The following is a 23,914-nucleotide window of genomic DNA, read 5'->3' on the forward strand; positions in this document are numbered from 1 at the left end:
AATTTGTCCGCATCAAGAGCCACCTTTTTGATGCTGAGCTGAAGGGCTGATGGGTAACTAGCTACGCAGCGCCTCAGTGAGAGCGGCGGCTGCTTCACAGACCACTTCGGCGTGCAGCCTGCCGGGCTGACGGGTGAGGCGCTCGATGGGACCTGAGATTGAGATAGCTGCAATAACCTTGCCAGCGGGCGAGCGCACAGGAGCTGATACCGAGGCGGTGCCGCGCTCTCGTTCCCCCACCGACTGTGCCCACCCGCGGCGTCGCACCGCAGCTAGCATGGTGGCAGAGAATCGGGCGTTATGTATGCTTTCAACAAGGCGTGCCTGCTCTTCCCAGGCAGTGAGAATCTGAGCTGCAGATCCAGCCTTCATAGAGAGCTGGGTGCCCACGGGAATGGTGTCGCGCAGGCCAATGGGGCGCTCTGCTGAGGCAACACAAACGCGCCAATCGCCCTGGCGGCGGAAAACCTGGGAGGATTCCCCAGTGACATTGCGCAGATTGTTGAGCACGGGCCCGGACGCTGCAATGAGGCGGTCTTCGCCGGCGGCAGATGATAGTTCGCCCAGGCGTGGGCCCAGCATGAACCTGCCCTGAATGTCACGAGCTACCAGACGGTGGTGGGTCAGTGCCACGGCCAGACGGTGGGCGGTGGGGCGGGCGAGGCCGGTTGCTTCAACCAATTGGGAGAGCGAGGCGGGGCCAGCTTCAAGGCAATCAAGAATGTGGGCGGCTTTGTCGAGGACGCCGACGCCGGAGCTGCGGTTTTCCTGCATGAGGTCAGTCTTTCACCTGGTGGAGACGCACGGGCGGTGCGGTCTCGTATCGCGGTCAGTGTGTGTTTCTGGGTGTGAAACCGTGGGGCTAGGATTGTGTCCGTGTATCTATCATGACTTCTCATATTCTGATATGCAAGTTCAGTTATTGGAAAGTTTGAAAAAACAGCGTCACACTGGTGTATGACAGTACTTATTTTGTTGATGGAGGACTCATGGATGGTGTAACGGGTATTAAGCCCCGCACCCTGGCGGAGAAGGTATGGGACGCGCACACCGTAGTGCCCGGCAAGGGCGGCAAGCCTGATCTTCTCTACATCGATTTACACCTGGTGCACGAAGTTACCTCACCGCAGGCTTTTGAGGGCCTCCGCCTTGAAGGGCGCCCTCTGCGCCGCCTTGACCTCACCATCGCAACTGAGGATCACAACACCCCCACCGAGAACATTTTCTCAACGATTGCCGATATCACCTCACGCACCCAGATTGAAACCCTGCGCAAGAACGCTGAAGAGTTTGGGGTGCGTATTCACTCACTGGGTGATGCTGAGCAGGGCATCGTGCACGTCGTTGGCCCCCAGCTGGGTCTCACCATGCCCGGTATGACCGTGGTCTGCGGTGACTCCCATACCTCAACCCACGGCGCCTTTGGGGCGCTCGCCTTTGGCATTGGCACCTCAGAGGTCGAACATGTCATGGCTACTCAGACCCTGCCCCTGGCGCCCTTTAAAACCATGGCGATTAACGTTGAGGGAACGCTGAAGCCCGGTGTTACCGCCAAGGACATCATCCTGGCAGTAATCGCTGAAATTGGCACCGGCGGTGGCCAGGGCTACGTGCTGGAATACCGTGGTTCTGCTATCCGCGACCTCTCTATGGAGGGGCGCATGACCATCTGCAACATGTCCATTGAGGCAGGTGCCCGCGCCGGCATGGTGGCTCCCGATGAAACGACCTTCGAATACGTCAAGGGTCGCCCCCACGCACCAACCGGTGAGGACTGGGACGCTGCGGTGGACTACTGGAAGACCCTTCCTACCGATGAGGGTGCGACCTTTGACCGTGAGGTTTTCATCAACGCTGATGAACTTGAGCCGTTTGTTACTTGGGGAACCAACCCCGGTCAGGGGACCCCGCTCTCCCAGTCTGTTCCCTTCCCCGAGGACTTCGGCGATGAGAACGAACAGAAGGCTGCTAGCCGTGCCCTGGACTACATGGGCCTAACCGCTGGTACACCGATGAAGGAGATTCCCGTTGACGTGGTCTTCTTGGGCTCCTGCACCAACTCCCGCATCGAAGATTTGCGGGCAGCTGCAGACATCGTCAAGGGGCACAAAGTGGCAGACGGGGTGCGCATGATGGTGGTGCCCGGCTCCCAGAAGGTACGCGCACAGGCTGAAAAAGAAGGCCTCGATCAAATCTTCAAAGACTTCGGCGCCGACTGGCGTTTTGCAGGCTGCTCTATGTGCCTGGGTATGAACCCTGATCAGCTAGCACCGGGGGAGCGTTGCGCCTCGACATCTAACCGTAACTTTGAAGGGCGCCAGGGCAAGGGTGGCCGCACGCATCTGGTGTCACCTCTGGTAGCGGCAGCTACCGCCATCCGCGGTACCTTGGCATCGCCTGCTGACCTCTAAACTCCTCTGAACCCTGACCTGTCCCCGGACGTACTCCCGGGGCGCACCAGAAAGACTGAACTATGGAACCGATTAAGAAGCACACCGGCATTGGCGTGCCGCTGCGATCATCCAACGTTGATACCGACCAAATTATCCCTGCCGTTTACCTCAAGCGCGTTACTAAGACCGGCTTTGATGACGCCCTTTTTGCAGGCTGGCGTAAGGATGAAAACTTCATTCTCAACCAGGAGCCCTACAAGCACGGCAGCGTGCTGGTGGCTGGCCCTGACTTTGGCACCGGCTCCTCCCGCGAACACGCGGTCTGGGCACTGAGAGATTACGGTTTCCGCGTGGTGATTTCAGCACGCTTTGCCGATATTTTCCGCGGCAACTCAGGTAAGCAGGGGCTGGTAGCGGCCCAGGTGTCACAGGATGACGTGGAACTGATATGGAAGCAACTCGAGGCAGAACCGGGCACCGAGGTCACCGTGGACCTTGAATCCAAGACTGTGACCGTGGGTGCCCTCACCGTACCCTTTGAAATCGATGACTATGTGCGCTGGCGTCTCATGGAAGGCCTCGACGATATTGGGCTGACCCTTCAGCATGAAGAAGCTATCACTGAATTCGAAGCTTCCCGCCCCGCCTGGTTGCCCCGCACCCAGTAGCTAAACCACTGCTACGAAAAGTTCGCAAGGACGCCGGTGACTCATCCCCGGCGTCCTATGGCTTTTGGCTGAGTGGTAACCGCGGCACCTGCCGACGCCTGGCCTAAGGGTGCTGAGGGTTGAATCGGGGCCTGTAGGAGTGCCTATTACCGGTATTACGTCTCAGCTGCACATGAGAACATCACTTAAAGGGTAAACTTACCGGGTAAGAAACTTTTTAAGATTGGACACACATGGTCAGCGCACTGCGTATTGAAGGTGGCACCCCTCTTAAGGGCGAGGTTAACGTCCGCGGTGCTAAGAACTTGGTTCCCAAGGCAATGGTTGCAGCTTTGCTTGGCTCAACCCCCTCAGTGCTCCGCAACGTCCCTCAGATTAAGGACGTTCAGGTTGTCACTGACCTTGTTGAACTGCACGGTGTATCCGTGGATTACAACATGGAAGCTGGCGAGCTGCGCATGGATCCCAGCAAGGTGTCTGTAGCTAACCACACCGACATTGAAGTTCACGCCGGTGATTCCCGTATTCCCATCCTTCTGTGCGGCCCGCTACTGCACACCATCGGTGAAGCATTCATCCCCGATTTGGGCGGCTGCAAAATTGGCGACCGCCCCATCAACTACCACCTGCGCGTTCTAGAGCAGTTCGGCGCCAAGGTGGAGAAACTGCCCACCGGCATCAGCATGCGCGCCCCCGCAGGCGGGCTTCAGGGCGCCGCCATTGAGCTAGAATACCCCTCGGTGGGTGCCACCGAGCAGGTTTTGTTGGCAGCTACCCGCGCCAAGGGCAAAACAGAGCTTAAGGGCGCTGCCATAGAGCCCGAAATTATGGACCTCATCTCTATCTTGCAGAAGATGGGCGCCATCATCACCGTTGAAACCGACCGCCAAATCATCATTGAGGGTGTGGACGAGCTCACCGGCTACAACCACTTTGCTATGCCTGACCGTAACGAGTCAGCCTCCTGGGCCTCCGCTGCGCTTGCAACCCAGGGCGACATCTTCGTCCGCGGTGCCAACCAAAAGGATCTCGCGACCTTCATTAACGTCTACCGCAAGCTCGGAGGCGGCCTGGATATTCAGGACGAGGGCATTCGCTTCTTTCATAAGGGTGGGGACCTCAACCCCCTCTTCGTAGAAACCAACGTGCACCCCGGTTTCATGACCGACTGGCAGCAGCCCCTGGTGGTTGCCATGACCCAGGCAAAGGGTGTTTCGGTGCTCCATGAGACGGTCTACGAGAACCGTTTCGGCTTTACCGACGCCCTAGTGCGCATGGGTGCCTCAGTGCAGCTGCACCGCGACTGCCTTGGCCCCGCAACCTGCCGTTTTGGCCACAAGAACTTCTTGCACTCAGCGATTATCACCGGTAAGACCCCTCTGCGGGGTGCTGATATCAACGTGCCTGATCTGCGCGGTGGTTTCTCCCACGTGATTGCGGCACTCACCGCTGAAGGCACCTCCAACGTCACCGGTGTTTCGGTCATTTCCCGTGGCTATGAGCACTTTGCAGATAAGCTCACTGCTCTGGGCGCCAAATTCGAGGTCTCCGCTTAAGATGGCCGCCAAGAGTTCCTCACTGGGTGATATCAGCCCCACCGCCAAGGGTGATGCGGTATACCGGTTGGCAGGTAACCTGCTCAGACCTCTCTATCATCTACCCATGAAGATTGATATCACCGGTATCGAGAAACTGCCGCAAGAGGGCGGCTACATTGTAATCTCCAACCACCTAACCGTGGTTGACCCGATTACTGCAGCCTACCCCCTCTTCATCAGGGGCGTTTTACCCCGGTTTCTTGCTAAAGAGGGGCTCTTTCGCGTGCCAGTTCTGGGGTGGCTCATGCGCCAGTGCGCTCACATCCCCGTCAGCCGTGGTTCTGCGCAGGCCGGTAAATCCCTGGACGTTGCGCGCAACGTTCTGGACGCCGGGGGAGCGGTACTTATCTTCCCCGAGGGCACCCTCACCAAGGATCCAGAACTGTGGCCCATGACCGGTAAAACCGGTGCAGCACGCCTTGCTTTAGCAACCGGTGCTCCCGTCATTCCCATCGCCCACTGGGGTGATCATGAATTCTGGCCCCGTGGTGGAAAGCCTCGCTTTGGGTTCCCCCGCAAGAAGGTGCAGATTGTAGTGGGCGACCCCATTGATTTCAGCGATCTTCTCACCGATACCGAGCCGGGAGCTAAGCAGAACCGCCAACAACTAGCGGACGCTACGACCAGAATGCTGGATTGTGTCACTGACTTGCTTGAGACCATCCGCGGTGAAAAAGCCCCAGCCGGGCGCTGGAACGCCGTGCTAGGTGTGCGTCAAGCACCCGAGAACAACTAGAACCCCGGAGTAGAAAGGCAGATATGAGCTCTTCTCTTCCATTAAAAGTAGTTGTTCTTGGTGCCGGTAGCTGGGGCACTGCCTTTGCCAAAGTAGTGGCGGATGCAGCTACCGCTGCGGGAAGTAACCGTCAGGTGGTGCTCTGGGGCCGTAAACCAGAGGCTATGGCCCAGATGGCCAGCACTCGCATTAACGAACCCTATTTCCCGGGGGTAAAGCTACCGGATAATCTGGAGTTCACTTCAGATGTGGAACAAGCACTACATGGCGCTCACATCGTTGTTCTGGCGATTCCAGCTCAGGCGCTCCGAGCACAGCTTGAAGTTTTTGCGCCTCTCCTCGAGCCTGACGCGGTTCTGGTTTCACTCGCCAAGGGCCTCGAGATGGGCAGTGGTCTGCGCATGAGTGAAGTGATTATTGAAGTGCTCCAGGGCAACCTAGTTGCCATCGACGCTCCCTCTGAAACTATCTCTGGGGTCGCTGACCGAGTCACCGTGCTTTCTGGACCCAACCTTGCTAAAGAAATTATCGTTGAGCAGCCCACCACCTCCGTGGTGGCAGCTACCACTCTGAAAACAGCCCAGAAAGTAGCTTCAATTTGCGCAGCAGACTACTTCCGCCCCTACACCAATACCGATATTATCGGTGTTGAAATCGGCGGGCTGGTTAAGAACGTTATTGCGCTCTGCGTAGGAATGTGCGAAGGGAAACAGTACGGGGACAACTCAAAAGCTTCGGTGATGACGCGTGGGCTAGCAGAAACAACCCGTCTTGCCCTGGCACTGGGCGGCAAACTGGAGACCATGAGCGGACTAGCTGGCATGGGCGACCTCATCGCTACCTGCTCATCCCCGCTCTCACGTAACCATACCGCTGGCCGCCTCCTCGCAGAAGGTATAGAGCCAGACCAGCTGCACACCGTCATGAGCCAGACCGCTGAATCCATAAAATCAGCTCCGGTTGTGGCAGAACTCGCGCGAAAAGTGGAGGTCGCCATGCCTATCACTGAAGCAGTGGTTGCAGTTTTGAACCGTACAATATCAGTTGAGCAGCTGGCACCGGCACTGCTGGGTAGAGCGCTTAAATCAGAGAGCGATCACATTAGCTAGCGGTCGCCGAACAAGGCCAGTTCAATGTACCGATCGTCTCAGACCACCTATCGTAAGGATGCCATGACTCTTTCGAGCCAGAAGCCCACCGTCGCACTCCTGTGTGGTGGACGCTCATCGGAGCACTCGATTTCTTTGATTACCGCTCGCGGTGTGCTTGGAGCTATCGATCATGAAAAGTACAACGTCGTCACCATTGGTATCACCCGCGATGGGCGTTGGTTTTTGACCGATGAAGATTTTCTAAACCACCTGCTGGAAGAAAACGCACTGGCAGACTTCCCGACTGAGGGCAAGCAGGTTTTTCTGCCCCTGGGCGGGGGAGATAACCGTCTGCGACTCATTGATTCCAAGGACGAGACCCACGTTGAAATGGGCCCTGCCATTGACGTGGTGTTCCCGCTGTTGCACGGCCCCTTTGGTGAGGACGGAACCGTTCAGGGGCTGCTAGAAATGGCTGACCTGCGCTACGTAGGCTGCGGTGTGGCGTCCTCAGCCATCGGCATGGATAAACACTTCATGAAAGTTGCTTTTGAAGCCGCCGGTCTGGCGGTTGGGCCCTATGAAGTAATCACCCACCGCCAGTGGGTACAGAACCCTGACCAAGCCCGTGAACGCATCCAGGCGCTAGGCTACCCGGTCTTCGTAAAACCCGCACGCGCCGGATCATCCTTCGGCATTACCAAGGTGGATTCTGCTGAACAGCTCGATGCCGCCATTGAAGAAGCACACAAATATGACCCCAAACTTGTCATCGAAGCGGGAATCCTAGGGCGAGAAATTGAGTGCGCGGTGCTCGATGGCCGTCAATCAGCTAACCCGTTGGCTTCACATCCCGGTGAAATCGTGATGGTGGATCAGGAACACAGCTTCTATGATTTCGAGTCTAAGTACGTCTCTAAGACCAGCGCTGAAACCCGCTGCCCTGCAGACCTACCCACCGACGTCGCCCAGCAGCTACGAGAGCTAGCCGTTGAAGCTTTCCTGGCAGTAGACGGGGAGGGCCTGTGCCGTGCCGACTTCTTCTACACAGAAGACGGGAACCTGGTGATTAACGAAGTTAACACCATGCCAGGCTTTACCCCCATTTCTATGTATAAGACCATGTGGGAGAACACCGGGGTGAGCTACGCTCAACTGATTGATGAACTGATTACCCTGGCTCTTGAACGCCCGCTAGGCCTGCGCTAAGAGACAAAACCCCGCGTTATCATTCACCAGTGAAAACGCGGGGTTTTGCTTTGTGTGTTTATTGCTGTTTAGGCAGATGAGTCAGCAGTCTCTATGTCAGAGAGAGTGTCATCAATATTGGTGCATTCTTGCTGCTGAGGAATTTGGCCTACCGCCGAAGCAATTTCTGCCAGCAGGGTTGATGAGGAAACCTGGTCAGCATCGAAGGTGATTTGGATGGCGGGTGTACGGCCGAAGGTCTCCGCTACCCAGGTGCCCGTGGCGCTTTGCTCATCACGTTCAGCCATTTGTTCATCGGCTGGTTTGATGATCCAGTCGATACCATTGACCGAAGCGCAGGGGTCTGCAACTGGTGCGGTGGGCAAACTGACCCCGCATTTAAGAACGGACACGGTCGGCTCGCCCCATGCAGTAGTGCCCTGAGCGGTGGTCTCACGCTGTTCAAAACCGCCGAGTGTTTCTGGCATAGCGACCATAGCGTAGGCGCAGACCGGATTGGCTGCGTCCTCAGCAGGTTGGAGGTTAACAACTCGCGGGCCGCAACCCGAAAAAGCGAGGGATAAAAAGCAGACTACGGTGAGAAGGGTGGTCTTTTTGAGCGTGTTCACCCAACCATTCTAACGCCTGCCTGTCTGTCTATATGGTGCCCTCACTCCGCGCATGTTGAACCCAACATTTCAACTGGAGGCAACATTCGGTAGGGTAGTACAAAAGATTTAGGTAACTGAGACCGTGTGGAAGGGGATGAGTGGATGCGTCGTATACGCAGTGCACTAGCCGTTGCCGGGGCACTTGGTGTTATGGTGCTACCCGTTGCAGCGGCAATGGAAACAGCTCCTGCATCTGAGGCAACAACGCCCCCGAGCGTAACTGCAACCGCTTCACCGACCCCCACATCTTCTCGCAGCGCCCCCGCTGAATTTACTCCCGGCACCCCCTCGCCGCAGCAGCCGACGTCCTCTCCCGAGCCAACCCCTGACCTAACCTCTGAGCCAACATCGCCCCCCACTGAGAGCGCTACTCCCACTCAGCCAACCTCTGAACCAACGCCCGAGCCAACCTCTGAACCAACGCCTGCGCCCGAACCTACTGAGGCTCCCAGTACGATGCCGGCATCGCCTCAGCCTAGCGCGCAACCGCCTGAAGAGGTGGAATCCGTCCCTACACTGCCTCAGCCGAATGACGAGGCTCAGCCCCTGCGACCTGCACCTCAGCAAAGCACTGAAGAAGCTCAAGGGGCTGTGGCTGCTCTTTCCCCCTGGACGCTCGGCTCTACCTTCAATAGCGACCGTATAACCGGCGTTATTACCCCTCCGCTTGCTCCCGTAGATTCTCGCGAAGCCACCGCAGTGGCTTCTGGCAGGCTACCTGCATCTGTTCTTGGGCTCACCAATCCCCAGTACTTTGAACGGCAAAGCTATGATGGCACCTTTGGGTGGGTTGAAGGCTTTCTTAATTCCAAGAGCGACCCTTTGCCCCGCTCTGACTCCAGCACCGCTGCCGGTGTGGTGGGAGCAGAAACGCGTGAAGGCAGTGTTAGCGCCATGCCCAGTGGTAACGTTTTTGAACGAGGTATAGCCATTGTGAGCGGTTCTGGCCCGCTCGTGGTTTTCACAGGAATTGCAGCATGTGGGCTTTTGTTCATCGTGGGCAACTTTATGCGCCAGAGTCGAACCGACAAACGATAGGTAAGGGTAAACACCCCATCATGCAAAGAGCACGAGACGTCAGTGAGGACCAGCTGCTAGAGGCCTTCTTACCCATCATTAAAAGTCATAACACCAAGGCTGACCGTCTCATGCTTGGCCCCGGTGACGACTGTGCTGTGCTTAATCTGCGCGACGGGTTGACAGTGATAACCACCGATACCCAAACAGAAGACCAAGATTTCCGATGCACGTGGGCTAACGGCATGGTAACAAGCGGGTACGATGTGGGGTGGAAGGCTGCGACTCAGAATCTGGCTGATATTGCTGCCATGGGGGCCGTCCCACAGACCCTGCTCATTTCCCTGACACTAACCCCAGATACGCCCGTGACGTGGGTAGAGGACTTTGCTCGCGGGGTGACCGAGGCCTGCACCGCCCAGGGCGCTGAGAAGTGCAGTATTTCTGGTGGAGATTTAGGAGCCGGAAGCGAGATTTCGGTAACGGTTACGGCTGTAGGAACCTGCCTCACCCCGGTCCTCCGTAGCGGGGCTCAAACCGGGGACGCACTCGTCCTGGCCGGAGCGGTGGGCACCGCCGCCGCTGGCCTAGCCTTGTTAGAGAACTCTTCAGGCTACCAGCTCACTCCCGGGCTGTCTGCTTGTATTGAAGCTCAGCAAAGACCGTGCTCACCGTTAGCCAGTGGTGCCTCCGCAGCTCACCAACTCACTGCCATGCTCGACGTTTCAGATGGTCTGCTGCGCGATGCTGGGAGAATAGCCCGAGCGTCCTGCGTTAACATTGATATAGACGCTGCTGCTTTGTCGCCCTGGGTCGCCAGGGCCCAGGAGGCAGCAGATTTATGCACGGCACCAAGCCAGAACGCCGATGACCTCGCCCTGCACTGGGTGCTAACCGGTGGAGAAGACCACGGTCTGTTGGCGACTTGCCCGGCAGACTCCGTGCCCGCTGGCTTCACCCGGATTGGTAGGGTGACCCAGCCGGGAGGCGCCGTGACCGTTGATGGAAAAACTTACCGTGCGAAGGGGTGGGACCACTTTGAAGCAACTGCCCGCTAACTGGTGGCTGCCCTGGCTGGTACGCGCTCGCACCCAGCTGGTTGAACACCGAAACTTACTTAACCGCATCAATGTTTTTCCCGTAGCTGACGCTGATACAGGAACTAACCTCGTTGCAACCGTAGGGCGGGCAGCTGATACCGCGGGACTAGCCGATGAACCTGATTTCGCAACCGCCGCACGCGCTGCTCTGCGAGGTGCACGGGGAAACTCCGGCACTCTAGTCTCAGTTTGGTTGCTGGGCTTAGCCAGTGAGCTGGAGGGGCTTGATTGCCCGGATGTAGCCCAGCTACAGCATGCCCTGTTAGCGGGTGCCCAGCGCGCCCAGAGCGCGCTCAGTCAGCCCGCTGAGGGAACCGCTCTCACCGTGATGTCAGCCTTAGTCGTCGTACCGCCTACAGAAAATTTTGGGGGCTACCTGGCCAAGCTGGTGGATGCAGCTGAAGCGACTGTACGGCAAAGCGCCCATGCCGAGCACGCGCGTCATGGTTGGGTGGATTCAGGTGCCCTCGGAATGCTTCTCATAACTGCTGCCCTGTACACCGCGATAACCGCTACAGAGGCTGCCGCTAACTACTCTGATCTTCTGGTTCTTCCCCCTGCTTTTGAAGGCAAAAAGCTGCTTGATTCGGAGGTTGCTGGTGCTAAGACACAACCTCAGGTGGAGGTGATGTGCACCATACGGTTGCCGGTCTATGAGGTCACCGCCCTACGTAGCGCCCTGGATACTATTGGTGATTCTGTGTCCATCGCCCAGGTGTATGCAGGACATGAGGCTCTCTGGGCTATTCACGTGCACGTTGCCAAAGAGAGGGATGCTCTGCGAGTCTTAGAAGCCGCGGGTAAGCCTCAGGACGTGCGAGTGACAGCCTTAGACACCGCTGAGCATCGGGAGCGACATGCCGGAGAACTGGCATGAGCGATGACGCTCTTTTTGAGGTGCCGGCTAGTGGCACAACAACCAACTCGGGCAAGGCGCGGGAGCAGAAAGTTTCGACCGCTGAAGCTAGAAAAAAACCGACCAAAACTACCCGCCGTGTCACGGCGAGCGCCAAGACTGGGCAAGCGTCCAGCTCTAGGTCTAAGAGCCCAGCTCAGACTAAAACCAGTGGAAAACCTGCTCGCCGCAGAACTAAAAAGTCTGAGCCTCTACCCGAGGAAGCGCGGCAGGCACTGGCCCGTTATGCTGCCGAAGACCGCTTAGAGAACGCTAAGCTCAGCACCTATCTGGGGCCAACGACGGCTAAATCCCTGAAGACCCATCTGGGCCTTGAAACGGTGGGTCAGTTACTGGAGTACTACCCGCGAAAATACCTGCCTCGCGGGGAGTTAACCTCTTTTAGCTCCCTGCTCGAAGGGCAAGAAGCAACCATTGTGGCTAAGGTGTTGAGGGTGACGACCCGCACCATGGCTTCCCGGCGCGGCTCCATCACTGAAATTACCATCACCGACCACCTTGGCGGCGACGAAACCGAGCCTACCCAAGAACATTCCGTTAGTTTTGCCGTCAAGTATGGGCGCGCCAATCCGGGCATCCCTAACCCCAACGCTTACCGTGGAGCTGCCGCACCCGCGACAGCAACCGGGCCCTACAGCAACCCCCGCATTACCGGCTCAGCTGGCTACGCAGCTGGTGTCACCGGCAATGCAGATACCTACGATGTATCTGCCAGCTATAACCCCGGTGCCGTCTTTGGGGGTTATGCAACTGACAGCTACGCCATGGTGGGCGATCAGCGCACCATGACGCTCTCATTCTTTAATGCCTGGACGGCTGCCCGTGAGATTCACGAAGGCGACCAGGTGATGTTCTCGGGCAAGGTAGGCACCTATCGGGGCGAGCTGACCCTGACGAATCCTCACTATGCGGTGCTCACCGACCGTAGCTCTCCTGAACCGGTGGGGGAGCAGGCCATTGAGCGTGCCCGAGCTAAAGCCGGCGCACCCATCCCTGTCTACCGGGCCAGCCCCAAATGTCCGACTGACCGTGTTGCTGCGGCGGTCGAAACCCTGCTAGATGCAGCGCCCCTTAACGAGCTGGAAGACTCGGTGCCCTATACCGTGCGTCGAGCCCGCAAAATACCCTCCCTGCAGTGGACCTACCGCGCTGTTCATACTCCCGATACCGAGGAAACCTGGCGAGCTGCCCAGCACTCCCTGCGCTATCGCGAAGCCTTTGTGCTCCAAAGTGCTCTAGCCCGCATACGGGCAGCCAGGGCAGCACACCAGACGCTTGCGCGCCCCTTTGTTCCCGGCGCTCACGCTGACCGCCTGCTCACCCTGTTACCCTATAAACTCACCGAAGGGCAGCTGAAGGTCGGCGATGAAATCAAAGCTGACTTGGCATCAACCGTGCCCATGAATCGTCTGCTCCAAGGTGATGTGGGATCGGGTAAAACCGTGGTTGCCCTGCGTGCCATGCTGCAGGTTGCTGATAACTCTGCACAATCCGCCCTGCTAGCACCCACCGAAGTGTTGGCAGAGCAGCATTACCGCTCGGTCTGCGAGATTTTGGGCGACCTTCTCGATACTTCACCCTTGGACGCGGCCCCCCTCGATACCGTGCAGGACAAGTTGGCCCCCGCATCGGCCTCCTTATCAAAAGCTAGCGGCAAGGTGCGGGTGCTACTTCTGACTGCATCTCTGAAAACTAAGGCTAAGCGAGAGACCCTTCTAGCTATCGCCTCTGGTGCTGCGGATGTCGTCATTGGCACCCACGCCCTGTTAGCTGAGGCTGTGCGGTTCGCTAACCTGGGTCTGGTGGTGGTCGATGAGCAGCACCGTTTTGGTGTGGAACAGCGCGATGCCCTGCGCGGCCCGGGCGGTGAGCTGCCCCACCGACTGGTGATGACGGCAACCCCTATTCCCCGCACCGTTGCCATGACGGTCTTTGGTGACCTCGACACATCCGTGCTGGATCAGCTCCCAGCTGGCCGCCAGAAGATATCGACCTACGTGGTGCCACTGGCCGAAAAACCTTCCTGGGGTGAGCGTCTGTGGCAACGGGCTCGGGAAGAGATTGACGCGGGCCATCAGGTCTATGTGGTGGTCCCCAAAATTGGGGGGACCGATGCCGCCAAAGACCTTGAAGCGGGGGAGACCCTTTTTGGTCCAGGGGCGCAAGAGAGCGCTCGTGATGCACTGGCCTCCGTAGAATCTGTACTCGAACAGCTAGAAGATACCCCCGTTCTGGCAGGCACCCGCATCGCCGGCTTGCACGGGCGGATGGACACGGCCGAGAAAAACCGGGTCATGACCGAGTTCAGCGCTGGTCAACTTGACCTGCTGGTCTCAACCACCGTGATTGAAGTGGGCGTTAACGTCCCCAACGCCACGCTCATGATTATCATGGACGCCGACCGCTTTGGCATCTCGGGACTGCACCAGTTGCGTGGGCGTATTGGCAGAGGTTCACTACCCGGTACCTGCCTGCTGGTGACCAAGCAACCGGCGGAGGGGGTCTCACGTGAGCGTCTCACCGCCGTTGCCAGCACGACCGACGGCTTTGAGCTCTCCCGCATCGACCTGGAGCAGCGGCGCGAAGGTGACATTCTGGGGGCTGCACAGTCGGGTAAGAAATCTACTCTCAAACTGCTGCGCGCCCTGACCGATGCCAAGCTGATTGAAAGGGCCAGGGAGGACGCCTTTGCCCTCATTGAGACTGACCCCACCCTGGCGGCGCACCCCGATTTGGCGCGCACCATCGACCGGGCGCTGGACGCCGACCGCGAAGCATTCTTGGGCAGGGGCTAGGGGCTCTGCCTAGCCGCTGTCTTCCCATCCCCCTCTTTCAGTGTGCGGTGTTGCCCGGCTTTGGACTAGGCTAGAGGCACCACCCTTCCCTCACCTTTTGGAGTCATTGTGAGCCGTATTGTCTCAGGTCTTGCCGGCGGTTTGCGCCTGGCCAGTGTGCCCGGTGATAACACCCGCCCCACCACTGACCGGGTGAAAGAAGCCCTTTTCTCCCGACTTGAGGGTTACGGGCTCACCCAGGGGGTGCGAGTACTGGATCTCTTTGGCGGCTCAGGCGCACTGGGGTGCGAGGCTCTCTCTCGCGGAGCCGTGCACGCTGATTTCGTGGATCACTACCCCAAAGCCATTACTGCTATTGAAAAGAACAGCGCAGCCGTGGCAAAAGCTGGTGGCGGTAGCTCCCGCGTGCACAAGATGACCGCCCGCAGCTACCTGAACACCTACCGGGGAGAGCCCTGGGATGTTGTCTTTGTAGACCCGCCCTACTCAGTGGATAACGAGGAGCTGGTCGAGCTCCTTACCACCCTTGCCCAGCACCTTGCTGATGGGGCGGTGATTGTGGTTGAACGGGCTGCCCGCACTGGCGAGCCCGTTTGGCCCAGTACCCTCGAAAAGTTTGCTGACAAAAAATACGGCGAAACAGTGCTCTACTATGTGGAGTCAGCCACCTAGCCTCTTGCTAGGCTAAGGGCATGAGCAAGAACGATGACACTCCCCAACTTTTGACCAGTAACACCCTGGTTTTTCAGCAGACCAGTAGCATGCTGAGCAACGACTTCAGAATTGAGGACGCCGCCGGCAACCTGGTCGGTCAGGTGCTCACCACCGGCGGGGTTGGGGCACGCCTGCTCAAAGGCAGTCGAACCTTCGACCTGCTCGATGAACGCGGTAACCTTCTACTTCACATCAAAGACCCCTTCGACATGGGCTTTGACCGCTACGAACTCATCACCCCCGATGGCTCCTTGCTGGCCCACGTGCGTAAACAATTCTCTATGATGCGCAAGCGTTTGAAGATCGAAATGCCTGGTCTGACTCTGGAACTAGCCGGTAGCATCCTCGAATACGACTTCTCCATTCGCACCGGCGAAAGGGTAGCTGCCCAGGTGAGCCGCCAGTGGGGCGGGGTAGTGGCCGGTCTGCGCGGGCGCAGCCGTTACTCGGTGTCCTTCGATCCTGATGCACCAGAGCCCGTTCGCCTAGCCATGGTGGGTGCATTGATTGCACTTGACCTGATGCGAGCCAAGGACGCCCGTAACTAGTGAGCGGTGAAGGCCAGTAGCCTACTCACCGCTTCACGTAAGACCTCCGGCTTTTTGCAGAAGGCAAAGCGCACGTAGGAAGCAACCTGCGGGCGGAAGCCTTCGGTCACGAAAGCGGTCAGAGGAATGAGTGCTACACCTGCCAACTGGGGCAGCGCCGCGCAGAGCTCTTCCGCATCAGCAAAGCTCTTGGCCTCTAGGACCTGAGAGACATCGGCTATGGCGAAGAAAGTGCCAGAAGGCTCCATCATCTGCCAGGGTGAACCTGCCAAGCCAGCGATCAGCAGGTCACGCTGAGCAGTGTAGTTATCCCTAAATCCTCGGTAGAAATCGTCACCCAACGCCACACCGGTTGCTGCCGCTACCTGTAGCGGCGCCGCGGCACTGTGGGAGAAATAGCCCTTGACCGGACGTACTGCTTCCAGCAGATGAGCCGGACCGGTGACCCAACCCACCCGCCAACCGGTCAGGGAATGAGTCTTAGAAATAGCCGATACCGCCAGGGTTCGCTCGGCGGCTCCGGGCACAGCCTGGATGGGAGTAAAATCCACACCGGGGTAATAGAGATGCTCATAGACCTGATCAGCCAAAATGAGTGCGTCGTGTTGCCGCGCCAGGCCCACAATTTTCTCAAGAACCGACCGCGAAAAAACTGTTCCGGTGGGGTTATGCGGGTCATTGACCACAATCAAGCGGGTGCGCTCGCTGAACGCATCTTCAAGAGCTTCAAGGTCCGGTGTAAAAGTGGGAGGCAGCAACGGTACCGTTTTGATCTGCGCCCCAGCTAGAGCCGCTGCGGCGGGGTAGAGGTCGTAGTAGGGCTCGAAGAGGATGACTTCTTCCCCCGGTTCCACGAGCGCGCCAATAGAGGACGCCAGAGCCTCTGAGGCACCAGCCGTCACCAGCACCTGGGTCTCGGGGTTGAGCTCAAGATTATAAAAGCGCTGCTGATGCTGGGCGATAGCCTCTCGCAAGACAGGCAGCCCGGCAATCGTGGCGTACTGGTTGACCCCTGTGCGCATAGCCTCAGCTGCGGCGTCCAACATCACCGCCGGCCCGTCGGTATCAGGGAAGCCCTGCCCCAGGTTAAGGGCTCCCTGCTGGTTAGCCAGAGCAGAGATTTCCTCAAAAATGGTAGACCGCCAAGAGCCATCAGCGCCCATCAGGCCCGCTGCCTGACCTACCCGTTCATACGCTCGCTGCACCACAAGAACCTCGCAAAACTCGGTAACAAACTCACTCCACTGTACCCAACACCCAAGCTCAAGCGTCCCCACTCTGTCACATAATGATCAGCTATCTCTCAGACTGCTAGGCTGGGAGGCATGCAATTGGTAGTTTGCCCCGGATCATTTGACCCCATCCACAACGGTCACGTAGAAATCATCACCCGCGCCGCAAAGCTCTACGGCCGCGTTATTGTGGCGGTCGCGCACAACGCCAAAAAGACCTACCGCTTCACCCTTGAAGAACGCATCGCGATGGCAGAAGAAACCTTCGCCCTCTTTGACGATGTCACCGTAGAAGCCCTGCCAACCGACATGCTCCTGGCCGACTTCGTGCGCTCACGTGGATCAATCCTCATGGTTAAAGGCGTGCGCAATGCCCAAGACTTTGAATACGAAGCACCCATGGCCAGCATGAACCGGCACGTTTCCGGTGTCGAAACAGTATTCCTTGCCGGAGACCCCAAACACAACCACCTTTCCTCCACCATTGTCAAAGAGGTTGCAGGGTACGGCGGGGACGTGCGCGCCTTCGTCCCGCGGGCCGTGCAGCGAGCCTTCGCCGAAGCTCAGTAGATCGATCATAAACTCGTCGAGCCAGAAGGTAAGGATGATGGGGTCACTCAAAGCTAGCTGCCCCTCTTGCAGAGCAAAGTCAACCAGCGTTGAGGGCGCTCACCACTTAGACTGCATCCATCCACCCCACTGTGTCAGGGGAAACAGTGTTAAAACCGAAGCAGGCTTGAATAGTCGCCGCTAGCCACCTAGAATTGGTTCTTGGTTTAAAACATTCTTGAGGGAGTTCGTCATTTCACGAAAAGATTCATCGCCCCTGAAGATCTCCGCGCGAGATCTCAGCAAACGACCGGGCAGTATGGAAACCCTTGAAGAAGTTGTGCCAGCACCAATTGACTTTGGTAACGCTCTAATTGGGGCGGAAGAGGGTGACGACATTGACCTCAATGTTCGCCTGGAATCCGTTTCAGATGGTATCTTGGTAACTGGTACTGCATTTGTCACCATGAACGGTGAATGCAGCCTCTGCCTAGACCCGGTTGAATTTGATATAACAGCCGATGTCCAAGAGCTTTTTGTCTTTGAGAAGGCACCTTCAGGTGGCCCCGAAGATGAAGTAGATGAGCAGTACGCCGTAGAGAACGATGAAATTGATCTCGAACCGGCACTGCGGGACGCCGTAATTCTACAATTGCCGTTCCAGCCTGTTTGCAGGGACTCCTGCCAGGGTTTGTGTTCCGAATGTGGAATCCGCCTGGAGGAAGACCCCGAGCATCACCACGAGGTACTAGACCCGCGGTGGAATTCGCTTTCTGCGTTGCTCGATGCAGACGACAAATAAAACTTAAGATAATTCAAGAGAAAAGAGATAGCTGTGGCTGTTCCCAAGCGGAAAATGTCCCGTGCTAACACCCGCGCACGTCGTTCCCAGTGGAAGGCGTCCGCTCCTCAGTTGGTCAAGACCGTTGAAAACGGTCGCGTAACCTACTCCCTGCCTCACCAGGCAAAGCTGGTCACTGACTCTGCAGGCACCGAACTCTTCTACGAGTACAAGGGCCGCAAGGTAGCTGACGCGTAAGTTTAGCGCTGATGAACAACTCTCAATCACAAGAGTTTATGAAACGCCTCGGTGTCGGTCTCGACGCCGAGGCGTTTCGTCTAGCAATGACTCACCGTTCTTACTCCTTTGAGAACGGAAACGTGCCCAATAACGAGCGTCTAGAGTTTCTAGGTGACTCGGTGCTCTCACTAGCGGTCGCCTCCGAACTCTATAGAAGGTTCCCGGACCTGGCTGAAGGTGAGCTGGTGAAGCGTCACCACGTGGTGGTCTCCACCCGAACCCTCGCCGCCCTCGCTCGCACGCTGGGCCTTGGTCCCTGCATCCTTCTGGGGAAGGGCGAAACCAAGACCGGTGGTGCCGATAAAGATTCAATTCTTGCGGACACCATGGAGGCTGTCTTCGGCGCGGTTTACATGAGCTACGGCCCCGAACGCGCTCACCGGCTGGTGCTGGAGCACGTGGGGCAGCTGCTGGACGACCAGAAAACTCTGAACATTGGCCGCGACTGGAAAACTGAGATTCAAGAGTACGCCGCTGCCGCTGGCACCGGTGAACCTGTTTACCGCGTTGAGGGTACCGGCCCTGACCACGCCCGCCGCTACACTGCAACGGTACTCCTGGCAGACAGGGAATTGGGGACCGGGCAGGGGACGAGCAAAAAGGAAGCCGAGCGCCTAGCGGCTGAGGCCGCCTACTACGCTATTCACGGCAACTGATAATGGCTCCGCCCTAAAATTTCATCAAAAGAACGTGCCTGATAGGTTCGAATGTACCGCCTCGGTGGTGTATTCGGGTCTAGCAGGCACGTTCTTTCTTTGCCAGGCAGTACCTGCCGAGGCACAATAGGGGGGAACTAAAGAAGGGGAGAGGTATGCCTGAATTACCCGAAGTTGAAGTGGTGCGCCGCGGTCTTGCGGGGCATACCCTGGGTGCTGCCATAGAGCGGGTCACCGTGGTGGACGGACGTTCGGTGCGGCGTCACTTGGCCGGGCCAGTTGATTTTATCCAGCAGCTTGAAGGCGCTATTATCGCTGATATTTGCCGGCGTGGTAAGTACCTTTGGGTCTTGCTCGCCCGTGATGCTGAAGCTGCCCACGAGGGGCAGGTGGCGCCGATTGCCCTGGTCATACACCTGGGGATGAGCGGACAGGTGCTCCTTAAAGAACCTGCGATGGCTACTGAAAAACACCAGAAAATCGTGCTCAACCTGGCTGGTGCCACTGATGAAGCGGGGCAGGCCAGCGATCTCGACATGCGTTTTGTAGACCAGCGTATCTTCGGCGGAATGTTCCTCGACCCTCTGGTTGAAACAACCAATCGCGAGGGCGAGCCGGTGCCGGCGGCGTCCTCAAGTGCACTGAATCTGCCGCTGATCCCGGCGTCGGTGGCTCACATAGCCCGAGACCCGCTAGACCCTCACTTTGACCTGGCTGAGGTGCGCAGCAAAATGCTGAAAACCTCCACCGGTATTAAAAAACTTCTACTAGATCAGTCCGTTGTCTCCGGGGTAGGCAACATTTATGCAGATGAGGCGCTCTGGCGGGCCCGTCTGCACTATGCCAAACCCGCTAAAACGCTCAGCCCCGCCCAAACCCGAGAACTCATCGCCGGGGCCACTCGGGTGATGCAGGACGCCCTTGCCCAGGGCGGCACCAGCTTCGATGCTCTATACGTCAACGTCAACGGAGAGTCAGGCTACTTCGACCGATCCCTCTTTGCTTACGGGCAGGCTGGCAAGCCGTGCGCACGCTGCCTTGAAGCGGGGCGCACCAGCATCATGGTACGCGAACCCTTCGGGGGGCGGAGCTCCTACCGGTGCCCTCACTGTCAGCGTAGACCGCGCGGCGTCAAGGCATAGGAGCGTGAAGCAGGAATCCGCCAGTATCCTGGAGCGAGTTAGCGACTGAACCGGTCCCCGTAGAAGGCACCTAGCTTGGTGTAGCCCTCTTCCAAGCTCACTGCGGGCGTCCAGTCCAGCAGTTGCTGGGTGAGGCTCTGATCAAACCAGTGAGAGGTCGAGAGCTGCTCTGCCAAGAAACTCGTCATGGGCGGAATCTCATCCGTACCGCGGAGTGCCCAAATCTTTTCCAGCGCCAGCCCGAGACCCACCGCCAAGCGGGCAGGGAGTGAACGGGAGGGAGCAGGCACGCCGCAGGCGGTGCACATTCCAGCCAGAATTTCCGCTACCGTGCGTGGTTGCCCATTAGTGACTACCAGCGGGGTGCCATGAATCTGTTCAAGGCGCTGGTAACCACGCACAAAAGCGTCCGCAGCGTTATCAATGTAGAGCGTATCAATCAGGGCAGTGCCATCATTGAGCAGGGGCAGACGCCCGGCAGCGGCGCGTTCAAGGACGCGCTCAACCAGCTGGGTATCACCGGGGCCCCAGACTAAATGCGGGCGCAAGACGCCCACCCAGAAATCGGCCGAATCGTAGCTCAGCGCTAGTTGCTCAGCTGCTGCCTTAGAACGGGCGTAGTTACCCCGGGCATGCTCGGGGGATGCCGGTGAGTTACCCTCACCTTCAATGGCACTGCCGGTGTGAGCAACCGAGGGTGAGGACGTATTGAGGAACTTACGGATACCGGCTTCCCGCGCGGCGTCCAGCAGCGCACGGGTTCCTTCAATATTGACTCGCTCGTAGTCAGCCCAGTCACCGACCACCGATACCTTAGCGGCCATGTGAATGACCCCATCCACACCATCTAAGGCTTGGCTGAGCACAGCTGCGTCATTGACCGAGCCGCGTACCTGCGAAAAACGATCGGTGACTGACTCCGGCAGTACCTCAGCGATGCCAGCATCCCCTCGCTGGAAAGCTCGAACATCGTAGCCAGCTCTCAACAGAGCAAAGACGGTTTCTCTGCCCAACATGCCTGAGGCGCCAGTGAGTAATACGCGTTCACCGAGGCGGGGCGCGAAATCTGAAGGGGTAATGGGGCGCAGTGAGACTACCATGCGATAACTCCCTTGCCCACGCGAGCCTTCTTGCCAGCCAATACCTTGCGAGCCCAGGTCGCTAATACCGGGCGATCAATCTTGGAGTTATGGCGCACATCCGTGGGGTGTTCAGCAACCATCAGCACTGCTGAAATCTCAATACCGGTTTCTTGCAACACCGCCTGGCGCACCCGCTGCGTCAGTTCAACCGGTGCCCGGCCGACTCGGGTTTTCTTACCCTCAAAGCGAGGGCCAACCTCGGCAACAATCACCGGGGACGCCGCGCCGGTCTGCCCCACGGCAACGGCGGCAGCCCGACAAACACCGGGTACCAGCTCTGCTGCCTGTTCCAGAGCAACGGGGGTCAGCACTCCCTGGCTGGTGACCAGCACATGAGCTAGACGCCCTTCAACCCAGAGGCGACCAGCGGCATCAAAGTGGCCCACATCACCGGTGCGATGCCACCCGGGGGTTGAGGTAGAGACACCTTCAGTTACCCAGAGGGTGTCGTAGCGATCCTTCACGTGGGGTGCAGAGACCAGGATTTCACCTGTCACACCGGGTTCTTCTGTCACCTCCGCACTGGCAGACCCATCGGCGAGCAAAGGAGCAATCTGCACTCGCGCACCGAAGACAGGACTACCCACGCAGACACCCCCGCCAGCGCCCAGCATGCCGTCTGCGGCGTCCATTTCTGCCCGCTGAATCTTCTCAAAGGAGACATCGGTGGTCGGCAGAGCCTCGGTCATGCCATAGGGGGTGTGCAGAGCAGCTGCTGGCACAATGTCCTGCAGCTGAGCCAAGAGGGCAGAGGTAACGGGGGCGCCAGCTGAGAGCACCGTACCTATCTTGCCCAGGGCCTCCCGTTGTTGGGTGTTTAGGTCCCCGGCAGTAGCAATGACGTTCATGATGGCGGCAGGGGAGACAAAAACAGTAGTGGCGTCGATAGCTGCCGCAGCCGATGCCAGGGCTGAAGCGGTGAGAGTTTTAGGCTTGGTGACATCCATGGTGGGGGTGACGCTGGTGGCACCCAGTGCTGGCCCCAGCAGAGCAAAGGGTGCGAAGCCAGCGACTAGACCGTTGCCCGCCGCTAAATCGTAGGTGCCAGCAATGGCATCACGCATGGCAGCCAACTGGCGATGGGTGTAGACCACACCCTTAGCCGGACCAGTGGAGCCCGAGGTGTAAAGAATCGCGGCGTCCGCATCAGGTTGCGGGTAGGTGAGTTCGAAAGTAGAGGGCGTCTCAAAGTCGGCCACTGACCCCACAACTCCCAGAGCACGGGCTGCAGCCGGCTTGAGCGACGTAGCGGCGATACGAGTCCCGGGCCAACCCAGGGAACGGGCCGCAGCGAGGGCAGTGGGGATACCGATGAGCCAGGTGGGGCGGGCTCCCTTAAGTGCGCGTGTCATACCCTTGAGCCCCAGACCGGTATCAGCCACCACAATCACAGCTCCCAGCTTGAGGCAGGCGTACATGAGCGCGGTCAAATCAATACCGGGGGTCACCAGAAGATTTACTCGGTCACCGCGCTGCACGCCCAGCTTATGCAGACCTGCGGCTATTCGGGTGACCTCGGCGTCCAACTGCTGCCAGGTGAGCTGCCGGGCAACTGAAGTGCCGTCACCGGCGGCGTCCATATCTACTACAGCGAGACTAGTATCTTTTGCACGTGCTTCAACCTCGGCAATCATCGGGCGGTAACCAGTGCTTACTGGGTTCAACTGTTCACGAGCTTGCACATGAAGAGAACGTGCTGTTTGCTGGCTGATGAAGTGCTGGTCCAGCCACTTAAGAATGGGGGTAGCAATATCTTCGTCTTCTGCCACCAAGTGGCTGGCATTCTCAAAACGGTGAATATCAGCTTGAGGTAAACGGGTGGCCACATCAGCCATGTAGCGGCGCTGGAAGACCGGGTCTTTGGTACCCCAAAGCATGAGAGCAGGGACGTCCAGCCCCTTAATACCTTCAGCCACTCGCAGCATGGGTCGGTAGGAGGGCGCGGCCTCAGTAGCGGGAATATCCGCCACGAAATTGCGCACACCGCAGCGGTGCTCAGCGGTGGTGTAGGGCAGCTTATAGGTTTTCTTGACCTCTGCTGGCAGGCCGCCAGGTGCCTGGGCTAGCCCCAGCGTTACATCAATGAAGGCGGTGGAACCTCGGGTTGCCCAGGAGTGGAGGGTAGGGGAGAGAGCTGCCTGCAGAGCTACCGGGATTTTCTCGACTGAATTGTGGAAGACTGCGGTGTTGGTGAGCATGATGCCCGAAAGAATATCGCGGTGACCCAGCGCCCAGCCTAGAGAGATGAGACCGCCCCAGTCATGAGCCAAGGTAACCAGCGGTAGATCGGTAGAGTCAAGGCCCAACGCGGCGGTGAAGTCGCCCAGGTCGATAATGCGGTCAGCCAGTGAGCGTGCCAAGCCAGTGCGCTCTGAAAAGCCCATCTCTAGCTGATCGACAGCAACTACTCGCCAGGGCTGCTCGCCTTCGCTGGCAGCAGCTACTACAGACCGCCACAGGTAAGACCAGGTCGGGTTGCCGTGAACACAGAGCACGGTGCCCACTGGCTCTTTACCAGCGGATTTCAACACGGCAAGGTTATCGAGGTAGTGCCAGGTACGCACGCTACCTTCAGCCTCAACCGAAGCAGTTGAGGGAACAGCCAGCGTGTGCGACCACTCTGGGTTAACGCCGGGCCAGTCAGAGGGGTGGGGGGTTAGCGTTTCATTCATTTTCA

General features: G+C 58.2%; 22 protein-coding genes. 17 read left to right on the plus strand and 5 right to left on the minus strand.

All coding sequences use genetic code 11. The annotated features are described in order from the left end of the window. Positions 1–57: 57 nt before the first annotated feature. Positions 58–774 (minus strand): IclR family transcriptional regulator, encoded by a 717-nt coding sequence (locus tag VVR27_RS04895; RefSeq protein WP_345444942.1) that lies wholly within the window; start codon positions 772–774, stop codon positions 58–60. A 215-nt stretch (positions 775–989) separates the two neighbouring features. On the opposite strand from VVR27_RS04895, the gene leuC reads away from it, so the two are divergent. The 6 genes from leuC (at position 990) to VVR27_RS04925 (ending at position 7,695) form a co-directional block, all read left to right on the plus strand. Then, positions 990–2,411: a 3-isopropylmalate dehydratase large subunit gene (leuC, locus tag VVR27_RS04900; protein WP_368547309.1), complete on the plus strand. Its 1,422-nt coding sequence runs from the start codon at positions 990–992 to the stop codon at positions 2,409–2,411. Positions 2,412–2,473: 62 nt separating this feature from the next. After that, a complete protein-coding gene (gene leuD, locus VVR27_RS04905) occupies positions 2,474–3,061 on the plus strand; it encodes a 3-isopropylmalate dehydratase small subunit (protein ID WP_346873252.1) in 588 nt (195 codons plus the stop codon). 233 nt (positions 3,062–3,294) lie between these two features. Continuing rightward, a complete protein-coding gene (murA, locus tag VVR27_RS04910) occupies positions 3,295–4,617 on the plus strand; it encodes a UDP-N-acetylglucosamine 1-carboxyvinyltransferase (protein ID WP_368547310.1) in 1,323 nt (440 codons plus the stop codon). A gap of 1 nt (position 4,618) precedes the next feature. Then, positions 4,619–5,395 (plus strand): lysophospholipid acyltransferase family protein, encoded by a 777-nt coding sequence (locus VVR27_RS04915; protein ID WP_368547311.1) that lies wholly within the window; start codon positions 4,619–4,621, stop codon positions 5,393–5,395. Positions 5,396–5,418: 23 nt separating this feature from the next. Further along, the gene (locus tag VVR27_RS04920; protein WP_368547312.1) at positions 5,419–6,504 is read left to right on the plus strand and encodes an NAD(P)H-dependent glycerol-3-phosphate dehydrogenase; all 1,086 of its coding nucleotides are present in this window, start codon (positions 5,419–5,421) and stop codon (positions 6,502–6,504) included. Positions 6,505–6,567: 63 nt separating this feature from the next. Next, the gene (locus VVR27_RS04925) at positions 6,568–7,695 is read left to right on the plus strand and encodes a D-alanine--D-alanine ligase family protein (RefSeq protein ID WP_346873276.1); all 1,128 of its coding nucleotides are present in this window, start codon (positions 6,568–6,570) and stop codon (positions 7,693–7,695) included. A 68-nt stretch (positions 7,696–7,763) separates the two neighbouring features. Here VVR27_RS04925 and VVR27_RS04930 read toward each other — a convergent pair whose 3' ends face one another. Then, positions 7,764–8,303, minus strand: a complete 540-nt coding sequence (locus VVR27_RS04930; RefSeq protein ID WP_368547313.1) for a DUF3515 domain-containing protein — start codon at positions 8,301–8,303, stop codon at positions 7,764–7,766. Between the two features lie 144 nt (positions 8,304–8,447). Between VVR27_RS04930 and VVR27_RS04935 the strand changes: the two genes are divergently transcribed. The 6 genes from VVR27_RS04935 to VVR27_RS04960 all read left to right on the plus strand — a co-directional run bounded on the left by VVR27_RS04935 (position 8,448) and on the right by VVR27_RS04960 (position 15,435). Continuing rightward, entirely contained in the window at positions 8,448–9,383 is a 936-nt protein-coding gene (locus VVR27_RS04935; RefSeq protein WP_368547314.1) for a hypothetical protein, read from the plus strand. Positions 9,384–9,403: 20 nt separating this feature from the next. After that, the gene (thiL, locus tag VVR27_RS04940; RefSeq protein WP_368547315.1) at positions 9,404–10,420 is read left to right on the plus strand and encodes a thiamine-phosphate kinase; all 1,017 of its coding nucleotides are present in this window, start codon (positions 9,404–9,406) and stop codon (positions 10,418–10,420) included. Continuing rightward, positions 10,401–11,339 (plus strand): DAK2 domain-containing protein, encoded by a 939-nt coding sequence (locus VVR27_RS04945; protein WP_368547316.1) that lies wholly within the window; start codon positions 10,401–10,403, stop codon positions 11,337–11,339. The genes thiL and VVR27_RS04945 overlap by 20 nt, the downstream gene beginning before the upstream one ends. Further along, positions 11,336–14,173: an ATP-dependent DNA helicase RecG gene (locus VVR27_RS04950; RefSeq protein ID WP_368547317.1), complete on the plus strand. Its 2,838-nt coding sequence runs from the start codon at positions 11,336–11,338 to the stop codon at positions 14,171–14,173. Before VVR27_RS04945 ends, VVR27_RS04950 begins: the two co-directional genes overlap by 4 nt. A gap of 108 nt (positions 14,174–14,281) precedes the next feature. Continuing rightward, positions 14,282–14,845, plus strand: coding sequence for a 16S rRNA (guanine(966)-N(2))-methyltransferase RsmD (gene rsmD / locus VVR27_RS04955; protein ID WP_346923376.1), 564 nt, complete (start codon positions 14,282–14,284; stop codon positions 14,843–14,845). A 20-nt stretch (positions 14,846–14,865) separates the two neighbouring features. Further along, on the plus strand, positions 14,866–15,435 hold the full coding sequence (locus VVR27_RS04960; RefSeq protein WP_368547318.1) for an LURP-one-related/scramblase family protein: 570 nt from the start codon (positions 14,866–14,868) through the stop codon (positions 15,433–15,435). Here the strand turns inward: VVR27_RS04960 and VVR27_RS04965 are convergent. Continuing rightward, positions 15,432–16,640 (minus strand): aminotransferase class I/II-fold pyridoxal phosphate-dependent enzyme, encoded by a 1,209-nt coding sequence (locus VVR27_RS04965; RefSeq protein ID WP_368547319.1) that lies wholly within the window; start codon positions 16,638–16,640, stop codon positions 15,432–15,434. The genes VVR27_RS04960 and VVR27_RS04965 overlap by 4 nt on opposite strands. A gap of 120 nt (positions 16,641–16,760) precedes the next feature. On the opposite strand from VVR27_RS04965, the gene coaD reads away from it, so the two are divergent. The 5 genes from coaD (at position 16,761) to mutM (ending at position 20,095) form a co-directional block, all read left to right on the plus strand. Beyond that, entirely contained in the window at positions 16,761–17,237 is a 477-nt protein-coding gene (coaD, locus tag VVR27_RS04970) for a pantetheine-phosphate adenylyltransferase (protein WP_368547320.1), read from the plus strand. Between the two features lie 298 nt (positions 17,238–17,535). After that, complete coding sequence (locus tag VVR27_RS04975) at positions 17,536–18,018, plus strand: DUF177 domain-containing protein (protein ID WP_346873239.1); 483 nt, start codon at positions 17,536–17,538, stop codon at positions 18,016–18,018. Between the two features lie 33 nt (positions 18,019–18,051). After that, complete coding sequence (gene rpmF / locus VVR27_RS04980) at positions 18,052–18,255, plus strand: 50S ribosomal protein L32 (protein ID WP_237203960.1); 204 nt, start codon at positions 18,052–18,054, stop codon at positions 18,253–18,255. A 38-nt stretch (positions 18,256–18,293) separates the two neighbouring features. Beyond that, a complete protein-coding gene (gene rnc / locus VVR27_RS04985; RefSeq protein WP_368547321.1) occupies positions 18,294–18,953 on the plus strand; it encodes a ribonuclease III in 660 nt (219 codons plus the stop codon). A gap of 155 nt (positions 18,954–19,108) precedes the next feature. Beyond that, positions 19,109–20,095: a bifunctional DNA-formamidopyrimidine glycosylase/DNA-(apurinic or apyrimidinic site) lyase gene (gene mutM, locus VVR27_RS04990; protein ID WP_346873237.1), complete on the plus strand. Its 987-nt coding sequence runs from the start codon at positions 19,109–19,111 to the stop codon at positions 20,093–20,095. 38 nt (positions 20,096–20,133) lie between these two features. On the opposite strand, the gene VVR27_RS04995 is transcribed toward mutM, so the two are convergent. Further along, positions 20,134–21,195: an NAD-dependent epimerase/dehydratase family protein gene (locus tag VVR27_RS04995; protein WP_368547322.1), complete on the minus strand. Its 1,062-nt coding sequence runs from the start codon at positions 21,193–21,195 to the stop codon at positions 20,134–20,136. After that, positions 21,189–23,909: an alpha/beta fold hydrolase gene (locus VVR27_RS05000; RefSeq protein WP_368547323.1), complete on the minus strand. Its 2,721-nt coding sequence runs from the start codon at positions 23,907–23,909 to the stop codon at positions 21,189–21,191. The genes VVR27_RS04995 and VVR27_RS05000 overlap by 7 nt, the downstream gene beginning before the upstream one ends. Between the last annotated feature and the right edge of the window lie 5 nt (positions 23,910–23,914).

Source organism: Rothia sp. LK2492, assembly GCF_040946345.1.
GTDB classification, from domain to species: Bacteria; Actinomycetota; Actinomycetes; order Actinomycetales; family Micrococcaceae; genus Rothia; species Rothia endophytica.

Bases quoted from the DNA above. Each gene is read 5' to 3' on its own strand.
- VVR27_RS04935 (WP_368547314.1), top strand. From the start codon at position 8,448: ATGCGTCGTATACGCAGTGCACTAGCCGTTGCCGGGGCACTTGGTGTT.
- leuD (WP_346873252.1), top strand. From the start codon at position 2,474: ATGGAACCGATTAAGAAGCACACCGGCATTGGCGTGCCGCTGCGATCA.
- VVR27_RS04895 (WP_345444942.1), bottom strand. From the start codon at position 774: ATGCAGGAAAACCGCAGCTCCGGCGTCGGCGTCCTCGACAAAGCCGCC.
- VVR27_RS04995 (WP_368547322.1), bottom strand. From the start codon at position 21,195: ATGGTAGTCTCACTGCGCCCCATTACCCCTTCAGATTTCGCGCCCCGC.
- VVR27_RS04925 (WP_346873276.1), top strand. From the start codon at position 6,568: ATGACTCTTTCGAGCCAGAAGCCCACCGTCGCACTCCTGTGTGGTGGA.
- VVR27_RS04920 (WP_368547312.1), top strand. From the start codon at position 5,419: ATGAGCTCTTCTCTTCCATTAAAAGTAGTTGTTCTTGGTGCCGGTAGC.
- VVR27_RS04975 (WP_346873239.1), top strand. From the start codon at position 17,536: ATGGAAACCCTTGAAGAAGTTGTGCCAGCACCAATTGACTTTGGTAAC.
- coaD (WP_368547320.1), top strand. From the start codon at position 16,761: ATGCAATTGGTAGTTTGCCCCGGATCATTTGACCCCATCCACAACGGT.
- VVR27_RS05000 (WP_368547323.1), bottom strand. From the start codon at position 23,909: ATGAATGAAACGCTAACCCCCCACCCCTCTGACTGGCCCGGCGTTAAC.
- murA (WP_368547310.1), top strand. From the start codon at position 3,295: ATGGTCAGCGCACTGCGTATTGAAGGTGGCACCCCTCTTAAGGGCGAG.
- VVR27_RS04915 (WP_368547311.1), top strand. From the start codon at position 4,619: ATGGCCGCCAAGAGTTCCTCACTGGGTGATATCAGCCCCACCGCCAAG.
- leuC (WP_368547309.1), top strand. From the start codon at position 990: ATGGATGGTGTAACGGGTATTAAGCCCCGCACCCTGGCGGAGAAGGTA.
- VVR27_RS04960 (WP_368547318.1), top strand. From the start codon at position 14,866: ATGAGCAAGAACGATGACACTCCCCAACTTTTGACCAGTAACACCCTG.
- mutM (WP_346873237.1), top strand. From the start codon at position 19,109: ATGCCTGAATTACCCGAAGTTGAAGTGGTGCGCCGCGGTCTTGCGGGG.
- thiL (WP_368547315.1), top strand. From the start codon at position 9,404: ATGCAAAGAGCACGAGACGTCAGTGAGGACCAGCTGCTAGAGGCCTTC.
- rnc (WP_368547321.1), top strand. From the start codon at position 18,294: ATGAAACGCCTCGGTGTCGGTCTCGACGCCGAGGCGTTTCGTCTAGCA.
- VVR27_RS04950 (WP_368547317.1), top strand. From the start codon at position 11,336: ATGAGCGATGACGCTCTTTTTGAGGTGCCGGCTAGTGGCACAACAACC.